Annotated in this window: 17 protein-coding genes and 1 riboswitch; of the genes, 8 read left to right on the top strand and 9 right to left on the bottom strand. The window is 47.0% G+C overall.

Annotated elements, in window-relative coordinates:
• Window positions 1-213: 213 nt before the first annotated feature.
• The 8 genes from ASG93_RS21480 to gcvT form a co-directional block, all read right to left on the bottom strand.
• Window positions 214-5,265: an OmpL47-type beta-barrel domain-containing protein gene (locus ASG93_RS21480; protein WP_056835045.1), complete on the bottom strand. Its 5,052-nt coding sequence runs from the start codon at window positions 5,263-5,265 to the stop codon at window positions 214-216.
• Between the two features lie 114 nt (window positions 5,266-5,379).
• Entirely contained in the window at window positions 5,380-7,053 is a 1,674-nt protein-coding gene (locus ASG93_RS21475; RefSeq protein ID WP_056835043.1) for an extracellular solute-binding protein, read from the bottom strand.
• Between the two features lie 66 nt (window positions 7,054-7,119).
• Window positions 7,120-7,995 carry a carbohydrate ABC transporter permease gene (locus ASG93_RS21470; protein WP_056835041.1) on the bottom strand — a complete coding sequence of 292 codons (876 nt, stop codon included), beginning with the start codon at window positions 7,993-7,995 and terminating at the stop codon, window positions 7,120-7,122.
• Window positions 7,996-8,013: 18 nt separating this feature from the next.
• The gene (locus ASG93_RS21465; RefSeq protein ID WP_056835176.1) at window positions 8,014-8,952 is read right to left on the bottom strand and encodes an ABC transporter permease; all 939 of its coding nucleotides are present in this window, start codon (window positions 8,950-8,952) and stop codon (window positions 8,014-8,016) included.
• Window positions 8,953-9,205: 253 nt separating this feature from the next.
• On the bottom strand, window positions 9,206-11,443 hold the full coding sequence (locus tag ASG93_RS21460; protein WP_056835039.1) for a helix-turn-helix domain-containing protein: 2,238 nt from the start codon (window positions 11,441-11,443) through the stop codon (window positions 9,206-9,208).
• Between the two features lie 636 nt (window positions 11,444-12,079).
• Window positions 12,080-13,561 carry an aminomethyl-transferring glycine dehydrogenase subunit GcvPB gene (gcvPB, locus tag ASG93_RS21455; RefSeq protein ID WP_056835037.1) on the bottom strand — a complete coding sequence of 494 codons (1,482 nt, stop codon included), beginning with the start codon at window positions 13,559-13,561 and terminating at the stop codon, window positions 12,080-12,082.
• Window positions 13,558-14,913: an aminomethyl-transferring glycine dehydrogenase subunit GcvPA gene (gene gcvPA, locus ASG93_RS21450; protein WP_056835036.1), complete on the bottom strand. Its 1,356-nt coding sequence runs from the start codon at window positions 14,911-14,913 to the stop codon at window positions 13,558-13,560. The genes gcvPB and gcvPA overlap by 4 nt, the downstream gene beginning before the upstream one ends.
• 34 nt (window positions 14,914-14,947) lie before the next feature.
• Window positions 14,948-16,042, bottom strand: coding sequence for a glycine cleavage system aminomethyltransferase GcvT (gene gcvT / locus ASG93_RS21445; RefSeq protein WP_082615008.1), 1,095 nt, complete (start codon window positions 16,040-16,042; stop codon window positions 14,948-14,950).
• Window positions 16,043-16,257: 215 nt separating this feature from the next.
• Window positions 16,258-16,354, bottom strand: a riboswitch (glycine riboswitch).
• A 196-nt stretch (window positions 16,355-16,550) separates the two neighbouring features.
• On the opposite strand from gcvT, the gene gcvH reads away from it, so the two are divergent.
• The 8 genes from gcvH to ASG93_RS21405 all read left to right on the top strand — a co-directional run bounded on the left by gcvH (window position 16,551) and on the right by ASG93_RS21405 (window position 21,641).
• A complete protein-coding gene (gene gcvH, locus ASG93_RS21440; protein ID WP_056835031.1) occupies window positions 16,551-16,940 on the top strand; it encodes a glycine cleavage system protein GcvH in 390 nt (129 codons plus the stop codon).
• A 15-nt stretch (window positions 16,941-16,955) separates the two neighbouring features.
• Window positions 16,956-17,549: a sulfite oxidase-like oxidoreductase gene (locus ASG93_RS21435; RefSeq protein ID WP_056835030.1), complete on the top strand. Its 594-nt coding sequence runs from the start codon at window positions 16,956-16,958 to the stop codon at window positions 17,547-17,549.
• 767 nt (window positions 17,550-18,316) lie between these two features.
• Window positions 18,317-18,673: a YmaF family protein gene (locus tag ASG93_RS21430; protein WP_056835028.1), complete on the top strand. Its 357-nt coding sequence runs from the start codon at window positions 18,317-18,319 to the stop codon at window positions 18,671-18,673.
• A 233-nt stretch (window positions 18,674-18,906) separates the two neighbouring features.
• On the top strand, window positions 18,907-19,434 hold the full coding sequence (locus ASG93_RS21425; protein ID WP_056835026.1) for a TetR/AcrR family transcriptional regulator: 528 nt from the start codon (window positions 18,907-18,909) through the stop codon (window positions 19,432-19,434).
• A 46-nt stretch (window positions 19,435-19,480) separates the two neighbouring features.
• Window positions 19,481-20,350 (top strand): proline iminopeptidase-family hydrolase, encoded by an 870-nt coding sequence (locus ASG93_RS21420; protein WP_056835024.1) that lies wholly within the window; start codon window positions 19,481-19,483, stop codon window positions 20,348-20,350.
• 73 nt (window positions 20,351-20,423) lie between these two features.
• Window positions 20,424-20,651, top strand: a complete 228-nt coding sequence (locus tag ASG93_RS21415; protein WP_056835022.1) for a spore germination protein — start codon at window positions 20,424-20,426, stop codon at window positions 20,649-20,651.
• A gap of 129 nt (window positions 20,652-20,780) precedes the next feature.
• A complete protein-coding gene (locus ASG93_RS21410; protein WP_056835020.1) occupies window positions 20,781-20,990 on the top strand; it encodes a hypothetical protein in 210 nt (69 codons plus the stop codon).
• Window positions 20,991-21,140: 150 nt separating this feature from the next.
• The gene (locus ASG93_RS21405; RefSeq protein WP_056835018.1) at window positions 21,141-21,641 is read left to right on the top strand and encodes a DinB family protein; all 501 of its coding nucleotides are present in this window, start codon (window positions 21,141-21,143) and stop codon (window positions 21,639-21,641) included.
• Window positions 21,642-21,693: 52 nt separating this feature from the next.
• Here ASG93_RS21405 and ASG93_RS21400 read toward each other — a convergent pair whose 3' ends face one another.
• Entirely contained in the window at window positions 21,694-22,122 is a 429-nt protein-coding gene (locus tag ASG93_RS21400; protein WP_056835016.1) for a VOC family protein, read from the bottom strand.
• Window positions 22,123-22,367 lie beyond the last annotated feature (245 nt).

The raw sequence follows: 22,367 nt of genomic DNA, 5'->3' as shown, positions 1-22,367 counted from the left end.
GTGGGTACGCTATTTGGCTAAAATGAACGATCCAAAGGCAAAAACCGTGAAATAACGCACTGTCGTTCCTCTTCCTCATGATTTTTGGTAGTTTTCGTCCAAATAGAGCATCGACGTTCCCTCTCTGGGGAATTTTGGTTAACATAGTATAGTAAAAAAAAGGGTAAAGGGGCATATCATCCAAGTGACTATGGATGATATGCCCCTTCTTATTCATTTCCCCGACTTTTGCTGCAAGTATAGAATGGCATCCTGAAGCAGCTTGGCGGTCGTACTATCCGTATACTTGCCATCGTTGATGACAGCATCAAAGATAGTCTGATCTTTAAGCTGGCTTTGGTTTAGCAGTTTCTGGAGCTGAGCAACCTTGTTCTGCAAGCTGTTGTAAGTGCTTTGATTTGGGAAATATCCTAGATTCCATAGTAAACGGAGTAGATCGTCCAAATGATCGAGATCCATGACCACCTTCAAAACAAAGGTACGTACCGTCGTATTGCCCGCGCTATCTGCTGCCGTTACTTCAATCGTGTGCTGGCCAATCCACAAGCTGAGCGGTTGGAGGTTAATGTTAGGGCTAACAACGGCACCGTCCAGTTTGACCACAGATGAGGCCACGCCACTTAAAGCATCTGTGATACTAACATTTAATACAATCGGATCCGTCCAAAATACAGTTAAAGGACCGGCAATGTTGATTTCAGGTGCTTGCGGATCGAAGCGTACTTCCGCAGAATGACTAGCTTCCTGATTGCCTGCCAAATCAACGCTGTAATAGTGTATCGTGTTTACACCGTAAGTGTTTACCGTAACCGAGGTTCCGGCTATGGCAGTTCCCCCATTGAGCATGTAAAAGGTCATCTCAACACCGCTCAAAGAATCATAAGCCGCTAATGTGACGGTTTGCGGCGTGTGCTGCCACCCTGCTAATGATGTGTGCACGGTTGCAGGAGCCGTTTTATCGATGCCTATAACCAAATCTTTGGGCACTTCTTCGTTATTCGTCATATCAATCGAGCGGTACTGGATTTGATGCACTCCTTCATCACTGAAGGTGACCGGCTGAGCTGTGACAGGTTGCCATGTTCCACCTTGAATTCGGTAATCCGTTTGTCTGACTCCTTCGCCATCTGCTGGATCCACCGCTGTAAAAGTGACATGAACATTTTGTTTGTTGAATGTGCCTGCCCCAGTTGCCCCGTCCGCTGTCGCAGTTGTCACAGGAGGGGTGACATCCCGCTTTTTCACCTGGAAAGTAATCTCCTTTGTATTGTTCGTGCGATCCATCTCAGTGAAACGGCCGATATCATTGATATTGACGCTTAATTGGTAGGTGGCTTCTCCATTAGGAACTTCCCAATATCCGTTCTCACCGCCTGCGTTTGTATAGAGTTTTGCACTGCCGCCTACAGGGATGGATTGATTATACGTATCCGTATAGCCAAACGAACCGCCGTTCAAACCAAACACGGCTCCGGTTATTTTGCCGGCTGGGGTTGGGAGAATACCGACATTTTTCACTGTGACATAGAATCGAATTCCCGTTTGCCCGGCATACGGATCTGCTGGATCCGTTCCAAGATCTGTTACGACAAGATCGGGGCCTGGAGTTAAGGGCTGGCGTTCCAAACTCAAAAACTCGAACGATTGATGGATGATCCGGCCGCTTTTAGCGACAACTTTGATGATATGGTTTGCCATAGGGAGACCCGTCTTTTCGAAAACAACCTTCTTCGCGCCTTGTGTGTTCGCTGTTTTCAAATCCACAGTTGCTTGCAGGACATCATCGATATAAACATCAGCCTCGCCTAGAGATGACTCAATATCGGAATACCAACGGATTCCCGTCCCTTTAAAGCCCATAGCTGTGTAATCGCCCGGCGTTGTCGTTTCATGAAGATTTGCGCCATTAGCGCCGAGAGCGAAGGTTGGAGCGGAATAATACATATTCGTACTGGAATGAATGACATTCGTCCAGAGGGCTTGAGGTGTTTCATCCAAGATGCCTTCTTTCAGCTCGAACCAATCGAAGAAGGCGAACACATTATCGCTGCTCTTGACGATGGAAAGCACAAGGTTGCTTATGTCCGCAGGCATCATGACGTTATATTCGATGGTTGTATAGACGTTTGGTTCTGTTCCCGGCAAATCAAGCGTTCGAACCAGCTGATTGTCGATAACGAGATTGACCTTTTTGTTCGCGGCCGAACTATATTTAAGCTTAAGAATGTAATTGGTATTGGCTTTTACAGGAGGTTTCAGCATGTTCATCCGTCCTTGTGTAAAGTACATGCCGACGAATGTGCCATGATGGGTCACTCCTTCCAGCTCCGTTTGCTCTGCTTCAACATGCAGAGCTCCCGTAGACGTAGCGGTAAAAGGAGATGCCGGCAATGCTAAGGAGGATATGGCTAAAGGATCGCTTGGTACGGATTCGTTGCCCGAGTCATCATAAGCGATCAGCGTATAAGAGTGTGCGCTTTCCGGTCTAACGTCTTGGTGCGAATAACGGGTTACGGCTTTTGGCAGCTTAGCTAGCAATACGCCGTTATCATAGAGTTTATACCCGGCTACTTCTGCATTATCCGTAGAAGGCTGCCAAGTCAGCTTGATTTGTTTGTACGAAACGGCCCGAGCTTGCAGCGTAGGCTTGCTTGGTGCTAGATGTTCTAACGGGGTCAAAATAAACTGCACGGCTTCGCCCGGCTGAAGTGTTTCCGATAACTGCGCGCCCGAAGCGGCGTCAATGGTCGCGAAACTGCGTGCAGCCGCATACGTGTTGCCTGCGCCAAAGCGTTCTGCTGCATACTGAGCGTTAATAGGCAGTGTGACATGGACGTTCATCGTGACCGGTGTCGTTTCAAAATTAACAAAATTGAGCAGAATTTTATTGGATTTTGCGTTGGTAGCGCTCACACTAAGACTTGATGTATCCACCGCGCGGAAATAAGCTTTTTTCCCGGCAAGCTCGCTCTGATTTGTATACACATAAGGGAGCGGTTTGCCATGCGTACTGTAGGCTAGCGCTAAGCGGCGGAAAACCTTCAAACGCGTTTCATCGGGATCGCTCGAGTTGATCCATGCTTCGGCATCGTCAGCGGATTTCATCTCGATGTCTTCTTTGAGCAAGCTGTACTCTCGGAAGTAAGCCGCATGCTGCATAATGTAATCGAGATAGCCGATGGTACTGCGCGTTTCCCGATCAAAGATGGAGGCGAAACGATGTGTGAACGTATCGTAACGGTTATTGTCGGTATGAAAATCATTAGCTCCCGTTTCACTCATCATCATCGGCTTTGCCATTCCGTCACCCTGATATTCAGGAAACGTCTTTAACGTCTCAACGACTGCGCCTCCCTCACCGCTCGAGATCCCGCTTAAGGTATAGCTGTGGCCGTTCGTCATATCGGTATAGTCTTCAATCTGTCTGCGATAGGCAGGATCGCGCTCCCAGCCATCGGGAATTCCTTTGGTGGGCCAGTAGGCCCAGCCAGGCGCAACCACTTTCAGCCATGGGTTTAGCAAAGGCTTCTGTTCACTAACATACTTGGCAAGAGCCAAATCGGCAGCAAAAGCATTGTTGAACACGCCGGGTTCATTATCAAGCTCCAAGTATTCGAATAAATCCCCATTTTCTGCAATGAGATTGTTGTAGTACTCTTTGAGCTTCTCAGGGACAACCCCCGAAGAAAGCTCAGGATCCCTGATAAAGGCTCCGAATGGCAGAAGGACGGGTGCCAAATTCAAATCGCGCAAGGCAGTCAGCCATTCCCGCGAGAATTGACTGGAACGAATGACGTTCCCGCTATAGGCGAGTCCAAGCCATTTCGTTACTTCCATCGTTTGCAAATCGCGATCCTTCAAAACATGAGAGACAAGCGCTGTTCCTAGATGGATATACCGCCCATGAATCGGTTCAGCAGCCGGAGCCCCGAGTGCCTCAAGTTTGGCATAGTCCCATTCAAACCAATGATATTCATCACCTTCAGTTCCCGCATACAAGCCTCGATCCAAAGACAGCTTCAGTTCATTAGATCCAACCTTCAGCATTTCCTTAGGAATATAAAGCTCGTAAGTTTCTTTAAATTTCCGAGTCGTATTCCCGCCGCTCAAGCCGACAATCTGGATTAATCCGGCCATCGTATCATTGGAAAATACAGCTAATTGCGGAACGGATACATACGCATCCAAGCTCCTGAAGCTGAACTGCACGCCATGTTCCGGGATCGCAGCTAAGTTGTAAGTAATAACCATAGAACCGTTGCGATTAAGCTTCAGTCCTTTAGACACTGAACTCCAATCTGTGCGAGTGGCCCAGTCAGAAGGAAGGTTGAAGGACTCGACGGGTGTTGATTTATAATCACTAAATTCAGTTGAGAGCTGATTATCAAGCCCGATTTTCCAAAGCGTTGTATAAACTGGCGCAGGCTGTTCCACGGTAGTTAGCGTATAAAAGGCGGTTGAATACAGGATCTTTCCGGCAGGCTGCGCTGTCGTTTCTTTCAACCGAACTTGTATTTGTCCCGTCGTGTAATTGATATTGTCCAGTTGAAGCGGGTTCGTTGTCACGGTTTGCCACGTGTAACCGCGATCTGTGCTGTATTCATAGGCTGCCACATCCGGATAACCGGGAATAGGTGTCCATCCGAATGTATTCGCTGTATCATCCTGCACGGGATTTGTTGGTGCATCAGGCAGCACATAGGGTGTCAGGTAAGTGCCAGGTATCACCTGTTGGGCAATTCCCGGCCCTTGCCAGGCGACAGCCAAATTGTCATTCGAGGTGTTTTCTTTGTGCAGCGCCTCGATATAATACCTTTTCCCGCTGGCTAGCTGAATGACCACTGATTTCTGAGTTGGCGATTTTTCCCACTCTCTGGGCTTGGCGAAGACGGTATTAGACGCTATCTTCTCTTTGTGCGCAGGATCGCCATCAGGACTCAGCCATAGCTCGGAGCTGTCATCCGCTGCAATCCAGAAGGTATAGCCTCCGGTGACTGGCGGCGTCAGAAAACCGTAAATGCGAGAACCATAAAGATCCCCCGTATTGTTCGGCGTCTCGAAGTTAGCGAGCAACCTCGAACCCGATGGAGGCGTCTTTACAGGAATCTGTTCCACCTTCCCTCCAGGAACGTTGTTCCAATAGTCTTGGGTAATACCGGCTGCAGCCGCAGCTGCACGATGCGCTGGAAAGAAAGGAAACAGTGAAGCAATGATCGCCGACAGAAGGACTGAAACAAGGAGTTTTGACTTTTGTAGGGATCTCATAATTACCTCCATGAACGAGATTATCAATAGGATTCCCTAATCCTATCCGGGGTCCACGTCATGTGTAGACGGCGCTCCGATACATCTAACTTGGAGCGCCGCTCCTCCTTCGTTCTATTTCAGCTCTTTCTGAGATTGTTCAGCAAATTTGTACAGATCATCGATACTAAACGCTTTGGTTTTGTTGTTCTCATACCATTTGGCGTAATAATCGTCGACTTGCTTGCCGCCTGCTTTTTCCCATACATCCTTGGCATCCTTCACAGCTTGCTGTGCGGTATAGCCAGTGCCGCCGACCAAAGCTTTCAACCAGATGTCGCCTTTATCGATGTTGTTGGATTTGCTTGTGCTTTTGACAATCGCTTGCAGATCATCAGGCAATACAGGTAAGAAGTCGTAGCCGAGCGAAGGAATAGGACGATCTTTATTGATATAAATTTCTTTGGATTTGAGGTTGATATCGAGCAGTTCTTTCTGGGTTGGCACTTCTGGGCGCAAGTTCACCAGATACACTTCCGCGCATTTGCCCAGCAGCAAATCGGATCTCATCATATTCAGATCGTCGGTGTACAGCTCTTTCTTATTTTTCTCCGTATCGATAGGCTGCAAACAGCCATTCGAGCCTTTTTGCGAATGTGTACCCTCAATACCATTCTTCAGCAAGCTTGCATGCTCTGGATCCACCATCCAGTCAATATATTGCATAATCGCTTTCGGATCCTTCGCTTTGGCATTGACGACACCGACCATTTGCACAGGTGTGCTGATAATCGGGCTGAACTGCCCGAATTGGCTCTTCGGTAAAGCCATCGGAATGACCTTAGCCGTAGGGTTGTTCTTCTTCAAAGTTTCATAGTTCGAAATGGTAAACCATGCACTGTCGATCGCGAAAATCCCTAATTTTCCGTTCATGAAATCTTGGATGCCTTTTTGTCCGTTTTTATCTGTGAGAAAATCCTTATCGACTAAACCGTCGTCAAACAAACGCTTCTGGAATTCTACGGATGCTTGGAGGCGTTCCCAATCATGTACAAAGTTACCGTTTTGCTCGGCCCAATCGATCGAACGACCGAAGATATGGCTGATCACGGAGAAGCCGACGCCGCTCAGGTTGATACCGAAGGTATCCTTTTTACCGTTGCCGTCTGGATCCTGGGTCACGAATGCTTTGGCTACGTTATACAATTCCTCAGTCGTAGTCGGGACTTGGAGGTTCAGCTTCTGGAGCCAATCCTCACGGATTAAGAGACGATGATGCGGGGCGACGACATTCAAACGCCCGATTTCATACAACTTGCCGTCTTCTTTCGTTCCAATCTTACGCAGCAGCGGGTATTTCTCCAGAATTTGCTTGTAGTTCGTGCTGTACTTGTCAATCATCTCATCGATCGGCATCAGCAGCTTCTGCGAATACCAGCTGTTCCTATAGTTGGCATCATACTCCAGAATCAAATCCGGCGCGCTTCCAGAGGCAAGCAAAGCATTAAATTTCGGGAACGATTCCCAGCGGGGAACGGGTGTATATTTCACATCGACAGGACCGTTCTTGTTGATCCACTCCACCCAACGGTTTTTATCCCAGTTGCCTTCCTCCGGAGGAATATTGCCCCGATCATAGACGGAAACATGGATTGCTCCTCTTTTAGCCGGTTCGGGTGCTGGGGTCGCATTCGGGCTTGACGATGTCCCTGGATCGTTGACTTTGGCTGTGGAGCAGCCTGCTAATACTGCGATTAAAGCTAACGTGAACAGATGAGCTTTCCGATGATTCTTACGTAACATAGACATGGATATACCCCCCTTAAATAATTCGTTTCCTAAAACAGTTCTAGTTAAAATGAGTCGCCGTTCGTGTTATCCTTTAATCGCGCCGATCATGACGCCTTTAACAAAATACTTCTGTAAAAATGGATAAACGATCAGCATAGGCACAATGAGTACAATCACGCCGGCCGCTTTAATGGATTCTGGTGTCATTTGCTGCAAATCATCCGGCCTCACCGAATTAAGCTCTTGAAGAATCGATTGGCTGGCGACCATCTGTTGAATCATAACCGCCAGATTCATCCGTGTGCTGTCATTGATAAACATAAGTACGTGTAAGAATGAATTCCAATAGCCGACGCCATAGAATAAAGTCAACGTAGCCAAGACGGGCAGGGATAAAGGGAGAATAATCCGGGTGAGAAGTCTCCATTCTCCACAGCCATCCATGCGCGCTGCCTCTTCAAGCTCTTCAGGCACATTCATAAAAAAGGTCCGAAGCACAAGCATATTGAACGCGCTGATCAGTCCCGGCATCCATATAGCGCCGTAAGTATCCAGTAAGCCGAGACCTTTCACGATCAGGAACAGAGGAATTAACGGTGTTCCGAACAGCATGGTAAATACGATGGCCAGTGTAAAAAAGCGACGCGCATAGAAATATTTCTTGGCTAAAGGGTAAGCCGCCATAATCGTAAACCACATGCTAAGCACAACGCCTATAACAGTAATTACGATACTATTACGAAACGCTTTGACCATATTCGTGCCAACATATAAGGCTTTGTACGCTTCTACAGTCCAGCCTTGCGGCCACAGGGTCACATGCCCTGATACAATCGCCTGATAGCTGCTCAGAGATAAAGATACGATATGCATCAAGGGAAGAACGCAGCTTAGAGCTGCAAGGCCTAGGAACATATAATTGATCGTGTAAAAGATTTTCTCATCCCATGCTGGTTTCATGACGGGGAGGCTCCTTTCTTACCACAGTCCTTGATCGAATTTACGGGCAAGTTGATTCGCAAGGACGACGAAGAAGAAGCCGACCAGAGATTCAAACAACCCGACCGCCGTCGTAAAACTGAACTGTCCTCCCTGGACACCCACAATAAAGATATAGGTGCTGATGACATTCGAGACATCCGAAACGGCTGCATTTTGGAGCGTGTACACATGGTCAAACCCGACTTCCATGACATTCCCCATACTCAGAATCAGCATGAGAATAATCGTGCTGCGAATGCCGGGAAGCGTGACATGCCAGATCTGCTTCCATTTGGACGCACCGTCGATGCTGGCTGCTTCATACAGATGCGTATCGATCGTGGTAAGTGCAGCCAGATAAATGATCGCTCCCCAACCGGCTTCCTTCCAAATCCCCGAGCCGAGGAAGATAGCTATCCAGCTATGCTCCTGATACAAGAAAGCAGTTGTGTGACCCGTCCATAGCGTGAGCAGCTTGTTAACGATACCGGATTGCTGGGAGAATATTGTAACAACTATACCTCCGACAATAACCCAAGAGAAGAAGTGAGGGATATAGATCAGTGTCTGTACAATTCGTTTGAACCGCATGGCGCGAACTTCATTCAGTAAGATGGCAATGATAATCGGAAATGGAAATCCAGCGACAATACTTAATAAGCTCAATGTGACGGTGTTGCGGATGATGGTCAGCGTCTGGGGTTGGGTGAAAAGGGCCTTGAAATGCTTTAGACCGACCCATGGGCTACCCCATATGCCATCCATCAAGTTATAGTTCTTGAAGGCGATGATGTTCCCCAATATTGGAAAATATTTAAAAATAATAAAGTAAGCGATAACCGGTACAAACATAATCAACAGCGGCATATTTTGCTTGAAACGACGACGGGGTTGCGACTTGGCGGCATCGTGGATAAATCTTCGTGTAGAAATCATGGGGGCTGATTGAATGTTGTCTAGCGGTGTATGTGGCATCGTTTGTCACCTCCTTTAGTGTATAAATTGAACCATCTTTTGCTCGCTTGCCGTCGATGGAATCAATGTACCCTAGAAGCGCAATCGTTCTCAATATACATGAATTAGCGAATAAACTCTTTTGTAACCCCTTGCTGTACAAGGCTTTTGTGGATGTGATGCAGAGGCGAATAAACAACAATTAACGATATACTTTTCTTGAAAAAAGGCATAATTACTCTTGCTTACGATAATCGCCGGGCGTAACGCCCGTATACTTCTTGAAGGCGCGTATAAACGATATCGCATGCGTGTATCCAACCATGCTCCCAATATCCTGGACGGAGTCACGGCTGCTTTGGAGCAGCTTTTTCGCTTGTTCCATCCGGATCTTAACGAGATAATCGACGAATTTTTCGCCAAACTCCTCTTTGAATGCACGACTGACATGCGAGGCATGAAGCTGAAACTGCTCGCTTAGAGAGGTAAGCGATAACTCTGGGTCTGCATAATGGCTCTCCACGTAGGTGCGAACTTGGGTCATTACCGCATGTGTGCTTCTGTCTTCGCGAATAGCAGCCATCCGCTGCGAGACTTCTTCTAACATATGAAACCACTCCGCATACACGTCTTCGATCGTATCGAAATGTTCAATGGCATCGTTCAACTGAGGCAGCGCCATATTCCATAACTCTTGGATCTCAGCTGAGAGCTCCATCATCTCCCGGTGTAAATGATAAACCAAATAATTCATGAGATTGCGGATCTCATCGTATGAGAATAACCCGACTTTTAATTCGGTGAAAAGTTGCTCCAAGGCCGGCTTCCAACCCTTGTCCCCCAAGCGAAATGACTGAGCCAGTGATTTGACCAGGGGCAAATGCTTATACATTTCCTTCTCTGCGGACGCCTCGGATTCCCAATGATACAGAACTCGATTCGTTCCTAAAGTCGATTTAAAGCGAAGAACATGGACAGCAGCCTCGTAAGAATGAACAAGCTCTTGAACTTGTCCAACCATATGCCCGACACCGAGCGTAATGCGGAAATGTAGATGCTGCTCGACCCAGGAGCGTACATTCTCACAAAGATTAGCCGCGAGCTTCTCGCTGTTTTTGGTATCGTGATCAGCAAATATCACGACACTCAGCCTGTGTGTAGCCGTCCATTCCGCCCATACAGTCAGGCCAAGCGGTTCAGCCGTTTCGTAAACAACACGGCCTAGTACAAATTTCAGCAGTTCTTGATCCTTTTGAGAGAACATTCTGCATACTTCCATATACTTATCCATCTCGATGACCGCTGCAGCAAGCTGACCAAAGCCAGAAGGCAATTGCAGCCGATTCATCTCAGTTTTCCAGTCTTCATAATCGACCGCCCGGCTGCCTTCCAGCCATTCTTTGAAAAAGTGCCGCCGCCTGAATACGATGTCTTCCTCATGCTGTTTCTCATAGCGGCTGGATAACTCCATAAGATTGCCTATGGCCCGGTCAATATACTGGAATTCGTCTTGTTTCTTGCCAGGGGCGCCCATCGACTTCAGTTCGGAATAAGTATGGATACGGGACATAATCAACTTAATCGGCCGATAATTGCGATATGTCACATAGGTCATCCAGATCCCGCCGAGGACAACCATAACTAGTCCCAATCCGATCCATACGTAGGAGAATACAGAAGTGAAGGTAAATAAATAGTCATCGTTGAGACCGCTTCGGTATTCCCAGTTTGTATAAGTGGAATGGATTCGGGTCAGCTCAGACCCTCTTTTCCTAGATCCTACTGCTCCATCTGTATTTCCGGATGCCATCAGCTGTTTGCCTTCGGGATCGTATACCTCGATGAAACTGATCTTTGAATTGGACATATCACCGACCATTCTTGCAATAGAATCCATACTGATATTGACAACGACGATGCCTTTTTGCCCGGATAACAGAGGAATCTTTCGTACTAAAGAAATGACGGCTTTACGTTGATCCATCTCAGCAAACTCTTTAAAGATCCGCTGATTCGTCAGCTGATATTGAGAAGGGCTCTTCATCATCTCTTCTATGAACACTTTATCGCCGAAACGGTCTGCCGTTATCATCGTATTTGGACTAATGACCATTTGATCGGAAGCACGGTAAAAATAAACCGAATCAATAAACTTGTTGTAATTCATCATCCCCCGAATCAATTCCGTGACTTCATAAGCCGAGTAATAAGGATTTCCCTCAAATTTGTTATCAAAAAACTGGTCAATTCGCTTATTTGTCTGCAGTTCCTTAATCACATATTCGTCTATCGTCTTCAAGGCATAGTCAACCGACTGCATGATATGTAAAGCATACGTTTTATTGGCATTTTCAGCTTCTTTTTTGGACAGTTGACTGATCGAAAGAATAATAAGCACAATGAGCACGGAAGTGATCATGAAAAAAACAGGCAAATAGGAGAATAAAAGCCGATAAAACCATGGTTTTGTCATAAAAAACGCTCCTCTTAAATAATCCATATACTATGAAATAACAGTTCAGCCGCGTTCGTATTGCGACCGTTCACTGTCGTACGTTATATGCAAAATAGTCAGGGATCATGCTTGTATAAGTGAATCCGATTGGTGGTGGCTTTGCTATATGTTTAACCTTACAGGCACTATCCCCTTGGTTCAGGATAGACGTGGTGAGGGGAGTTAGTCTTGATTGAGAATTTTTATGTGTACTATCCCTTTGGTTCATGTTCGAAGAAGCTAAAGAGGTAATTTTGTAGACTGCACAGAAAAATGTTTTTGAAAAGGACTGAATGGGAAGAAAGGAGACAAGAAAAAGTTCATTGAACAACAGAATCAAATGGATAAAAATGGTAATTATTGCATTTCGTGGAACTATCGAAACTACATAGAACTATCCTGATTCGTACTAACGTAAATCAAAAGCATTCCAGAAAGATATGATAACGCTCCGCCCCGACGACAACGAACTATATACATCAATTATATAGCACTGCTAAACCAATTACTCTTCCTTTCTGAGTAAAAGGGATAGTGCAAATAGGAAGATAAATAAAACCCGCCACTTCAGCTGCTGAAACAGCTTGAATGGCGGGTTTGTTGTATCTTGGTTATTTATCCGCAAGAACAGTTCAGGACAGGCTTGCGGGCAGCAAGCGCTTCGTCCATACGGCTGACGACGGTGGTATAGGGAGCATTTTTGACGAGATCCGGGTTTTCTTCGACTTCTTTGGAAATGGCGATCATTGTGTCAATGAATTCGTCTAAGGTTTGTTTGCTTTCGGTTTCTGTTGGTTCGATCATGATGCATTCTTCAACGCTGAGCGGGAAGTAGATCGTTGGCGGGTGGTAGCCGAAATCGAGCAATCTTTTGGCGATGTCGAGTGTGCGTACACCGAGCTTCTTCTGGCGGTTACCGGAAAGCACGAATTCGTGCTTACAGAAGCGGGGATGAGGCACATCAAAGTATGGTGTCAGTCTAGCAAGCATGTAGTTCGCATTCAAGACAGCGAACTCGGATACTTTGCGTAACCCTTCTGGACCGAGTGTACGAATATAGGTGTACGCACGGACAAGGATGCCGAAGTTGCCGTAGAAGCCTTTGACGCGGCCGATCGTTTGCGGGTAGTTGTAGTCGAAATTAAAGCTGCCGTCTTCCCGTTTCGCAACGAGTGGAGTGGGTAAGAATGGGATCAGCTTTTCTTTGACGCCAACGGGGCCTGCTCCAGGTCCGCCACCGCCGTGCGGGGTGCTCATGGTTTTGTGCAGATTGAGATGCACGACGTCGAAGCCCATGTCGCCGGGGCGAGTAATGCCCATAATGGCGTTAGCGTTAGCGCCGTCATAGTAGAGCAGTCCGCCTGCGGCATGCACGATCTCAGCGATCTCGACGATTTGTTCTTCGAATAAGCCGAGTGTGTTCGGATTCGTTAGCATTAACGCCGCGGTATCGGGACCAACAGCTTTGCGAAGCTCATCGAGATTCACGAGGCCGCGCTCGCCCGATTTGATGGTTATGGTTTCGAACCCGGCAACAGTCGCGCTGGCAGGGTTAGTGCCGTGCGCAGAGTCGGGACAGATGACTTTGGTCCGCTTCTCGCCGCGACTCTCGTGGTAAGAGCGGATCATCATCAATCCGGTCCACTCGCCATGAGCGCCAGCCGCCGGCTGCAGGGTTACACGGTCCATACCGGTTAGAGCTTCAAGGTCATTTTGGAGATTGTAGAGCAGCTCCATCGCGCCTTGCAGCGATTCTTCCGGTTGGTATGGATGTATTTTGGCGAAGCCAGGGAAGCGGGCTACGTCTTCGTTGATTTTTGGGTTGTATTTCATCGTACACGAACCGAGCGGATAGAAGCCGTTGTCGATACCGAAGTTACGACGAGAAAGGGCCGTATAGTGACGGATGACGTCTACTTCATATACTTCTGGCAGGTCAGGTTCGTTCTGACGCTGAAACTTGGCTGGCAAGAGATCGTTCAAGTTGACTTCTGGCACATCGGATTCAGGCAGCGAATAGGCGACACGACCTGGATGGCTCATTTCAAAGATGAGAGCTTTGCCGTCGGATTTCACGTTCACGTTGTTTTCGCTCATACGAGTTCCTCCAGTATAGCTGCGAAGGCATCGATATCTTCGCGCGTTCTTTGCTCAGTGACGGCAATCAGCATATGGCCGGCGAGCTCGGGATAATCGCGGCCGAGGTCGTAGCCGCCGATGATGTTATGCTTAAGGAGCTTACTGTTCAGCTCCTGCACATTCGTGCCGTCCGGCAGTTTGACGGCAAATTCATTGAAGAAGCTGCCTGCGAATGGCAGCGAGAATTTCGTAGATGCGGCTAGGCGGTTCGCCGCGTAGTGGGCTTTTTGGACGCACAGCTTGCCAACGTCCTGAATGCCCTGCTTGCCCATCGTGGACAAGTACACGGATGCGCAAAGCGCGAGAAGCGCTTGGTTGGAGCAAATGTTCGACGTGGCTTTCTCACGTCGGATGTGCTGCTCCCGCGCTTGGAGCGTAAGAACGAAACCGCGTTTGCCATCGCGGTCAACTGTTTGGCCCACGATGCGCCCCGGCATGCGGCGCATCCAGCTTTCGGCGACGGCGAAGTAGCCGCACGTCGGTCCGCCCAGCGCAGCTGGGATGCCGAGCGGCTGGCAATCGCCGACGACGATGTCAGCGCCGAGCTTGCCCGGCGCCTCGAGCAGCCCGAGCGTGAGCGGATTCGCGCTCACGACGAGCAGTGCGCCCGCGCCATGCGTGAGGGGCTCAGCGGTCCCGATATCCTCCAAGCAGCCGAAGAAATTCGGCGATTGGAGGATGACGGCAGCCGCGTCGCCCTCGAGCTTGGAAGTGAGGTCCTCGAAGTCGGTCACGCCCTCTGGCGTGAGACCGATCTCGACCACTTCCAAGTTCAGCCCGCGGGCGGTGGTGCGCAAGATCGCGCGCGCTTCCGGGTGCACCGCGCGGGAGACGAGCAGACGGCTGCGCTTCGTCGCTCCGCTTGCCAGGGCGCCGGCTTCGGCCAGCGCCGTTGCGCCATCGTACATCGAAGCGTTCGCTACGGCCATGCCGGTGAGCTCACAGATGTACGACTGGAACTCGAAAATCGCCTGCAGCTCGCCTTGGCTGATTTCCGGTTGATAGGGCGTATACGCTGTGTAAAACTCTGAGCGCGAGATGACGTGATTGATCACCACCGGAAGGTGATGATCGTAGATGCCAGCACCGAGGAAGCTGGCATACCGGTCAAAGTCGGCGTTGCGACCCGCCAGACCGCGCATATAGCGCAGCAGTCCTTGCTCATCCAGCGCCTTTGATACGTTCAGTTCGCCTTGAAAGCGAACCTTCTGAGGTATATCTTGAAACATCTCCTCCATGGATGAGATGCCGATGGTTTCCAGCATTTCTTTCTGATCCTGTTCCGTAATTGGCAAATAGCGGTGCTTCATGATGGCGGCTTGCTCCTCTCTTGAGACGAATGGCTTACGGTTTTCTTTTGTAAAAAGGGGTGGCAACGACTTTAGCTTTGACCTGCGCCCCTCTAATTCCCACATTCAATTCCGTGCCCAGCGCACTGTAGGCGGAATCGATTAAAGCCAAGCCCACATTCGTTTTGAAAGTAGGAGATTGTGTCCCTGTCGTGACTTCACCGATCTGTTGACCATCCGTATTGAAAACGGCATAATGCGGACGCGGAATGCCGCGTTCGACCATTTCGATGCCAACGAGTTTGCGAGGCGTACCGTTTGCCTTTTGAGCAGCGATCACGTCGCGACCTATGAAATCTCCCTTATCCAGCTTCACAAAAAACGAAAGCCCTGCCTCAAGCGGTGTAATATCCTTGGAAAGCTCCTGTCCGTAAAGGGGGAGACGAGCTTCAAAACGTAAGGTATCGCGAGCACCTAAACCAACGGGTACAAGACTAAGATTTTGATCAACACCCAGCAGCAGATTCCATAGCTTTATCGCATCGTCCTTGCCAATATACAGCTCAAATCCATCTTCCCCAGTGTAGCCTGTGCGCGAAACGAGTGCCTGAATTCCCGAAACCTCAACATTTTGAAGGAAACGGAACGCTTTTAAGGATTGAATCGGTGCGTCTGTAACTTTAGCGAGGATCTGTTCCGCATGCGGTCCCTGCAGCGCGAGCATCGCCGTTTCCTCCGAAATGTTGACTAATTCCACCCGGCCCGTGAGGTTCATCTGCATCCATTCCACATCTTTATCAATATTCGATGCATTGATGACCAGCATGTAGTTGTTATCACCAAGTTTGTAAACAAGTAAATCGTCTACAACGCCACCAGTCGGATAACACATAAGGCTATATTGGCACTGACCTGCTTCCAGCTTGGACACATCATTCGTTGTTATTTTTTGCAGAAAAGGGAGGGCGTCTTCTCCGCTTACTCGGACTTCCCCCATATGGGACACGTCAAAAAGTCCAGCCTGCTGCCTGACGGCGTCGTGTTCTTTTTGAATACCAGCGAACTGCACGGGCAGCTCCCAGCCTCCAAAATCAATGACTCGCGCTCCATGCTCTGCATAAATCGGGAAGAGCGGTGTTCGTTTTAGCATGCTCGTAACCTCACCTTCGATAGTTGACATTGCTATTTTGCCCGAAATATAAGCCAAAAAATGCAAAAAAAGAGCAAAAAGTATGCAACACAAACATACCTTTTGCCCTGTCCTTTTTACCTGAGAGTTACCTCGCCTAGACCTAAGCCCGTCAAGTTTCCCCTTGGGTGTCCGTTTTCCCGCTGTTCGCGGAAATTCGAAGCTCTCCAGAGTTGCGTCCGATACAGGTCCTTTTGCCTGAGAGATTCACCGCTTTGGGCTTACTCCTTCGGCGCCGCGAGCTTGCCCTGCGGTCTCTCCCTATACCATCATTCGCCAATATTCAATTTAGTTTATAGTATTATTATGTGCCCAAATTGGTGTGAATTGTCAACTGAAACTTTTGAAAAGCGAGACTTGACGCCTTAGTCCGGCCGTGTTGGCAAAATTTACTGCGACCACCTTGACTTTGATGTTCCCATTAGATTAAGCTAAAAGCAAAATTTGCTGGTAAGCGAGGCGTTAATCGATGAGTGAAGTACAAGCCAATTTATTTTATACCAAAGAGCATGAGTGGGTAGAGAAGCTATCGGATACAGTAGTTCGCGTAGGCATTACTGATTTTGCCCAAGATCAATTGGGGGATATTGTGTTTGTGGAGCTTCCTAAAGTCGGAACATCCGTTACCGCGAATGAAAGCATCGGCAGTGTAGAATCGGTTAAAACGGTTTCGGATATTTTCTCGCCTATTTCGGGCAAAGTAATTGCAGTAAATAGTTCCTTGGAAGGTTCACCTGAGTTGGTGAACAGTGCGCCATTCAGTGAGGGTTGGATGGTTGAAGTCGAAGTTTCAGGTGCTGAAGCTTTGGAAGGCTTACTTACTCCAGCTGAATATGCATCTTACATCGGTAACGATTAGTAAGGAGGGTTTCTCATGTTATTCGGGCAAAAGCCACAGGAGCACAATGACCGTGTTCCCCCTGGTCAAACGCTGACACAAGGCTGGCCTGTGCTTCATTACGGGACCGTGCCTTATTATAATGATATGAGCAAATGGGATCTGCGTGTCTTTGGTTTGGTTGAGGAAGAGTTCCAGATCTCCTACAAAGACTTCATGGCTCTTCCGCGCAAAGAGTTCGCTAACGACATTCACTGCGTAACCACATGGTCCAAGCTGGACAATGTGTGGGAAGGCATTGCTGTTTCTGAGCTTATGAGCAAAGTGAAGCTGAAGCCGGAAGCTACCCATGTTATGCTGCATGCTGAGCATGGCTGGACGACGAATCTTCCGCTCGAGGACTTCCTCCGTGAGACGTCTTTTCTGGGTATCAGGCACAATGGCCAGCTGCTGACACCTGATCACGGGGCTCCGGTTCGCATGGTCGTGCCGCATCTTTACTTCTGGAAAAGCGCGAAGTGGCTGCGCGGCATTGAGTTTATGCCGAAGGATAAGCCAGGCTTTTGGGAGCGGAATGGTTACCATATGTATGGGAATCCGTGGGCCGAAGAGCGGTATGATTTTGATTAAAGAAATAAAGAAATCGAATAGATCGAAAATAATTTGCGGGTATGTTTGGGATATGTTAGAGTAAAAATAACAAAGAGACGGATTCGCGGTCCGTCTCCTGCACAACACTTGGATGGAGACACTCCGAGTGAGATACCGGAATGAATAACCCCTACCCTATGGCGCTAACCTGAGTGGGGTTATTTTCTTTTCATATATGTCAACAGCGCGAGAATAAACATCCCGAACAGTATCAACTCATGAAATGAAAATGACATAGGCATTACCTCCTTTCTGGAGGATGCCGACCACCCAAGTTCAGTTTGTACGAGGGTTATTATACCATTTGAAGTCTATCATCGATAGGCCTTTTTCATTTTAAGGAATGGGATGGCTGTCTTAAAAGTCAATTGACTTTGAGACAGCTTTTTTTTCGGGTTGGGGAAGAAGGCAAAGCTAACTCCCAATATGGCTTTTGATGAGCTGAGTGTTTACAAGTGTTGTAAATTCTACAACAATTCGCACGCTTAAAGGCTATTTTGCGGCTTCAAGTTGCAGTTCGTACAACATTTCGAACCCATTTATTGCAAAATCGCCTATATTGGCCTCAATTGTTGTACATTATGCAACAACGAAGGGTGAGAGGCGGGATCTGGGCAGCAATTGTTGCACATTCTACAACATCACAAAGCTGAAAAGTACACAATTATATTTTTACCTAGCACTCATATCTGGTTTCCTTAATAGGATGTTGTGAAGCGACATCATCTTAAGGAGGCATGCAACGGATGCAGAAGAAAAAGCTAACCATAAAGAAAAGAACAGGATTAGTCGTACAGAGGCACGTACATGAATTTGAAGGTAGTACGAAACTAGCTGAAGAAGGCGCTGATCGACATAACCATCGCTTTGCAGGTGTTACAGGACAAGCGATTCGGGTAGGAACAAGCCATGTCCACGAGATTGATCTCACGAAAACTGATTTCTTAAACCATTTTCATAATCTGAAAAAGATTAGAACCGGACCGGCTATTTCAGTCGGAAACGGCAAACACGTACATTTTGTTACGGGCCAAACCACCTTAAATGATGGTCATGTGCACCGATTTAATTTCGCAACATTGATTGACGCACCTCTTGTCTAAGGAACAATTGCTTATAAGAGAAGATGTGATTTTGATTTAAATTTTTAAAGGGTGAGAGGCAGGTTGCTATGGCAACTTGCCTCTTTCAATTCTGAAGGATCTGGTCGATTTGGCATGTACATACCTCACTCATGGAGGAACTAGTTTATTTGCAAATTAAATTCCGATAAGCTAATATTAGATTAGTAATTGATCAATAACAAATGTATGTAACTTTAAAGGTGGAATAAATGATGACAAAGAATACTCCAACTTCGGTCAATCGGCGAGTAGATATTGTATCCGCGGCAATCGAAGTATTTGCTGAAATAGGCTATTACCGTGCAACGACAGCTAAAGTTGCAGAACGCGCACAAATTTCTCAGCCTTATGTTTTTCGGTTTTTTTCAACGAAAGAAGCACTGCTGCAAGAAGCGCTCGAAGTGTCTTGGACACGAATTCTTGAGGCTTTCCGCGCGGTTATTGAGACCGTTGCTCCTGATCAGCTTGAGAAAGAACTGGTTGATGCTTATATTCATATTATGAAATCTTATCAAAATGAAACGCTGCTGCAAATGCAAGCTCAAACGATAAAAGAGGATATGATCGCTGAGGTCATGCAGAAGGGATATCGGGATGTTCATCAGGTGGTCCTAGAAGCTTTTAAGCGGGCTGGCTATGAAAAACCTTATGAGAGAACCTTGATTTTTCTTGCTAGAGGGATGTTGTGCAATATTTCTATGGCGCTGTCTGTACCAGAATTAATGCTTATGGATGAATAAGCTGATTCTGGTTTTATTTTGAAGAAATGAAGTGGAGGCAAGTCATTTGAAACAAATTGAAGGTTATATAGACGTCAATGGAGGCAGGGTTTGGTATACGCAAATTGGCGATGGAAATAAAACGCCTGTAGTTGTCCTACACGGCGGACCTGGTAATACACATGATCCGCAAAAATCTGTTCTTCACGTCTTGGCTGACGAGAGGCCAGTCATTTTCTACGATCAGCTTGGTTCTGGGAATTCAGATAGACCAACGGATCCATTATTATGGAGAACGGAACGGTTTATAGATGAGTTAATAGCTATCAGGGAAGCGCTTGATTTGAAAGAAATTCATCTTTTGGGCCATTCGTGGGGAACCATGCTGGCAGCGTCCTACTTAATAGACCGCAAGCCTTCGGGTGTTCGCAGTGTTATTTTATCAAGTCCATGTCTCAGTGCGGAACGTTGGAAAAAAGACGCGGACCATTTCTTGGCTCAATTACCCGAGGATGTTCAACTTAAGATCACGCGTCATGAGGAACAAGGTACAACGGATTCAGAAGAATATCAAGAAGCCATGAACGAATACTACAAAAGGCATGTGTGCAGACTGGACCCTCTGCCTTCAATCATTGCCGAGAGCCGTACAAAAGCAAATAAGGACGTTTATATGACGATGTGGGGACCTTCTGAATTCAGTCCGCAAGGCAATCTGAAAACATACGATTGCACGCCACAACTTCATGAAATCCAAATACCGACGATCTTCGTTTGTGGGCGTTATGACGAAGCGTCTCCAGAGTCAACCCACTATTATCAATCTCTTGTCCCGGCGTCTGAGCTCCATGTTTTCGAACATAGTTCTCATATGAGTTATTTAGAAGAAACCCATGAATATGTAAGGATTGTCCGAGGTTTTTTGAGTAAAGAGTGAGTTGGCAGCTTGAGGTGACAATTAGGCAGAATTGCACATACACTGTCTTAGGGTTGAGAGGGGTGTCTGAAGAATGCCTTCAATTGTTAATGGTGCTATCAAGATCAACAGTGTCACCTCGGGTTCAAATGTCCAGATCGGAGATACCTTCATTATTAATCTATCAAGCAATTCGAAAATCTTCGCGGGAGCTAACTCCTTTTCCCCTGGCGATAGCTTTGGAAGTGTCCAAAGTGTTTTAAACGGCAGCACCAATACCATAGATCCGGATATTGTCGATACGCCGAACACGAATATTTAAATGAGATGAGTTTACTTCCACATATTGGATGAGTTTTCTGGCTATGAAGACGGTCATAAAGAGTTATATGGGTTCGAAGGTTATACGAGGATCAAACCATATTACTTACCAAATAGGGGATAGTACGTCTTGCTTAGACTAAAGTGGATTCGTTTAAAGAAGAGAAATGTAGTGTGGCTCATCCCAGTATTGATTCTTGTAACTGGTGCTTTTCCAGATATTCGGGAAAGTGGTTGGTGGAATGCGTTAGGCATTATTCTATTTTTGATTATCATCTTTGTATGTGGCTGGGATTGGTTTCAAGTGGTTCAGGAACAACGTGAACGTGAACAAATGTGAACCGAAGATCCATTGCTTTAACTGTACGAGAAAACCCCTACATGGGGTTTTTATTATTTATACCCTGACATAAGGCTGTCAGGGTATTTGCTGTATGATAAAGGTAACACTTGAAATGACGCAAGAACAGTGAAAAAGGAGACGATAACTATGACTCATCCTGCACTAGAAATGTACGATTACCACGTATGGGCGAATCAAACCATGTTGAATCGATTAAAAGAACTTCCACAGGACGTTTATAATAAGGAGATTCAAAGCGTTTTTTCTACGATATCCAAGGCGATCGCTCATATTTACTTGGTGGATGCGTGCTGGTTAGACATTATTTCCGGTAAAAGCATGAGGGAAGCAATGGCCGATTCAGCTCAATTGACTGCTGGTGTGGAGTCGAAAGGCTTGGAGGAAATGGAAAAAATGTATGTCCAGGTATCAGAGGGGTTTAAAACGTTCTTGAACCAACAGGAAGATATGGAGAAGAGGATTATGCTCGATAATCCTTATACGAGACCGCGTGATACCAGCTTATCTGAAATGGTTCTGCAGGTCGTCAATCACGCAACCTATCACCGCGGCAATATTACGGCTATGCTGCGTCAAATGGGATACGCATCTGTGATGACCGAATATGCGCTTTTTTGGTACTCCTGAACAACAAACGGCTCTGTCGCAGCGGATGCGAGCAGGGCCGTTTTTTTGCCAATTACATGGATGTGCCTTCTGTGAATATTTGGAAGGTAACACCGAACTTGTCTTTTACCTGACCATATGCGGGGCTGAAATGAGTCTCTTGGAGCTCCATAATGACTTGGCCGCCTTCCTTCAAGGCATTGTAGAACTGTTGTGATTTTTCCTTATCACCCGATGTAATACAGACAGTCACGTTATCGCCCTTTTGAACAGTCTGCCCTGGAAATGTATCGGAAAACATCAAGCTAGACTCGCCAACTTGCAGCATCGCATGTCCTATACGCCCCTTAGCATCCTCCGGTAAAGGAAAATCTGGGTTAGCCGGCATCTCACCGAAAGATTGCGAGAAAAGAACTTGGGCATCCAGTGCCTTTTCATAGAATTGAATAGCTTCCTGCGCAGTGCCATCCATCACTAGATAGGCTGTTAATTTTACTGTCATATTAAATTCCTCCTTGGTTTTTGCTTCACGCAAATAGGTTACCTCTTATTATTACCATATTTTCGAAGAAAAATAAAGAACATTTGTTCGCGTTCATTAAATCTTAACCTTTTTGTCCGCATATTGAAAAATCTGCCCTCTATCATGATTATCCCTAATCCGAGTGATGCGAATCGCTATCGGATGGCGTTAAAGTAATCGCCAATGACACGCTGCAGCTAGGTGCCGAACTGAACCATATCAAG

The sequence above is a fragment of the Paenibacillus sp. Soil787 genome (genome assembly GCF_001429545.1).
GTDB lineage: Bacteria > Bacillota > Bacilli > Paenibacillales > NBRC-103111 > Paenibacillus_E.
The sequence above is the reverse complement of the archived record's forward strand: the minus strand, read 5'-3'. Positions and strand labels throughout refer to the sequence as shown.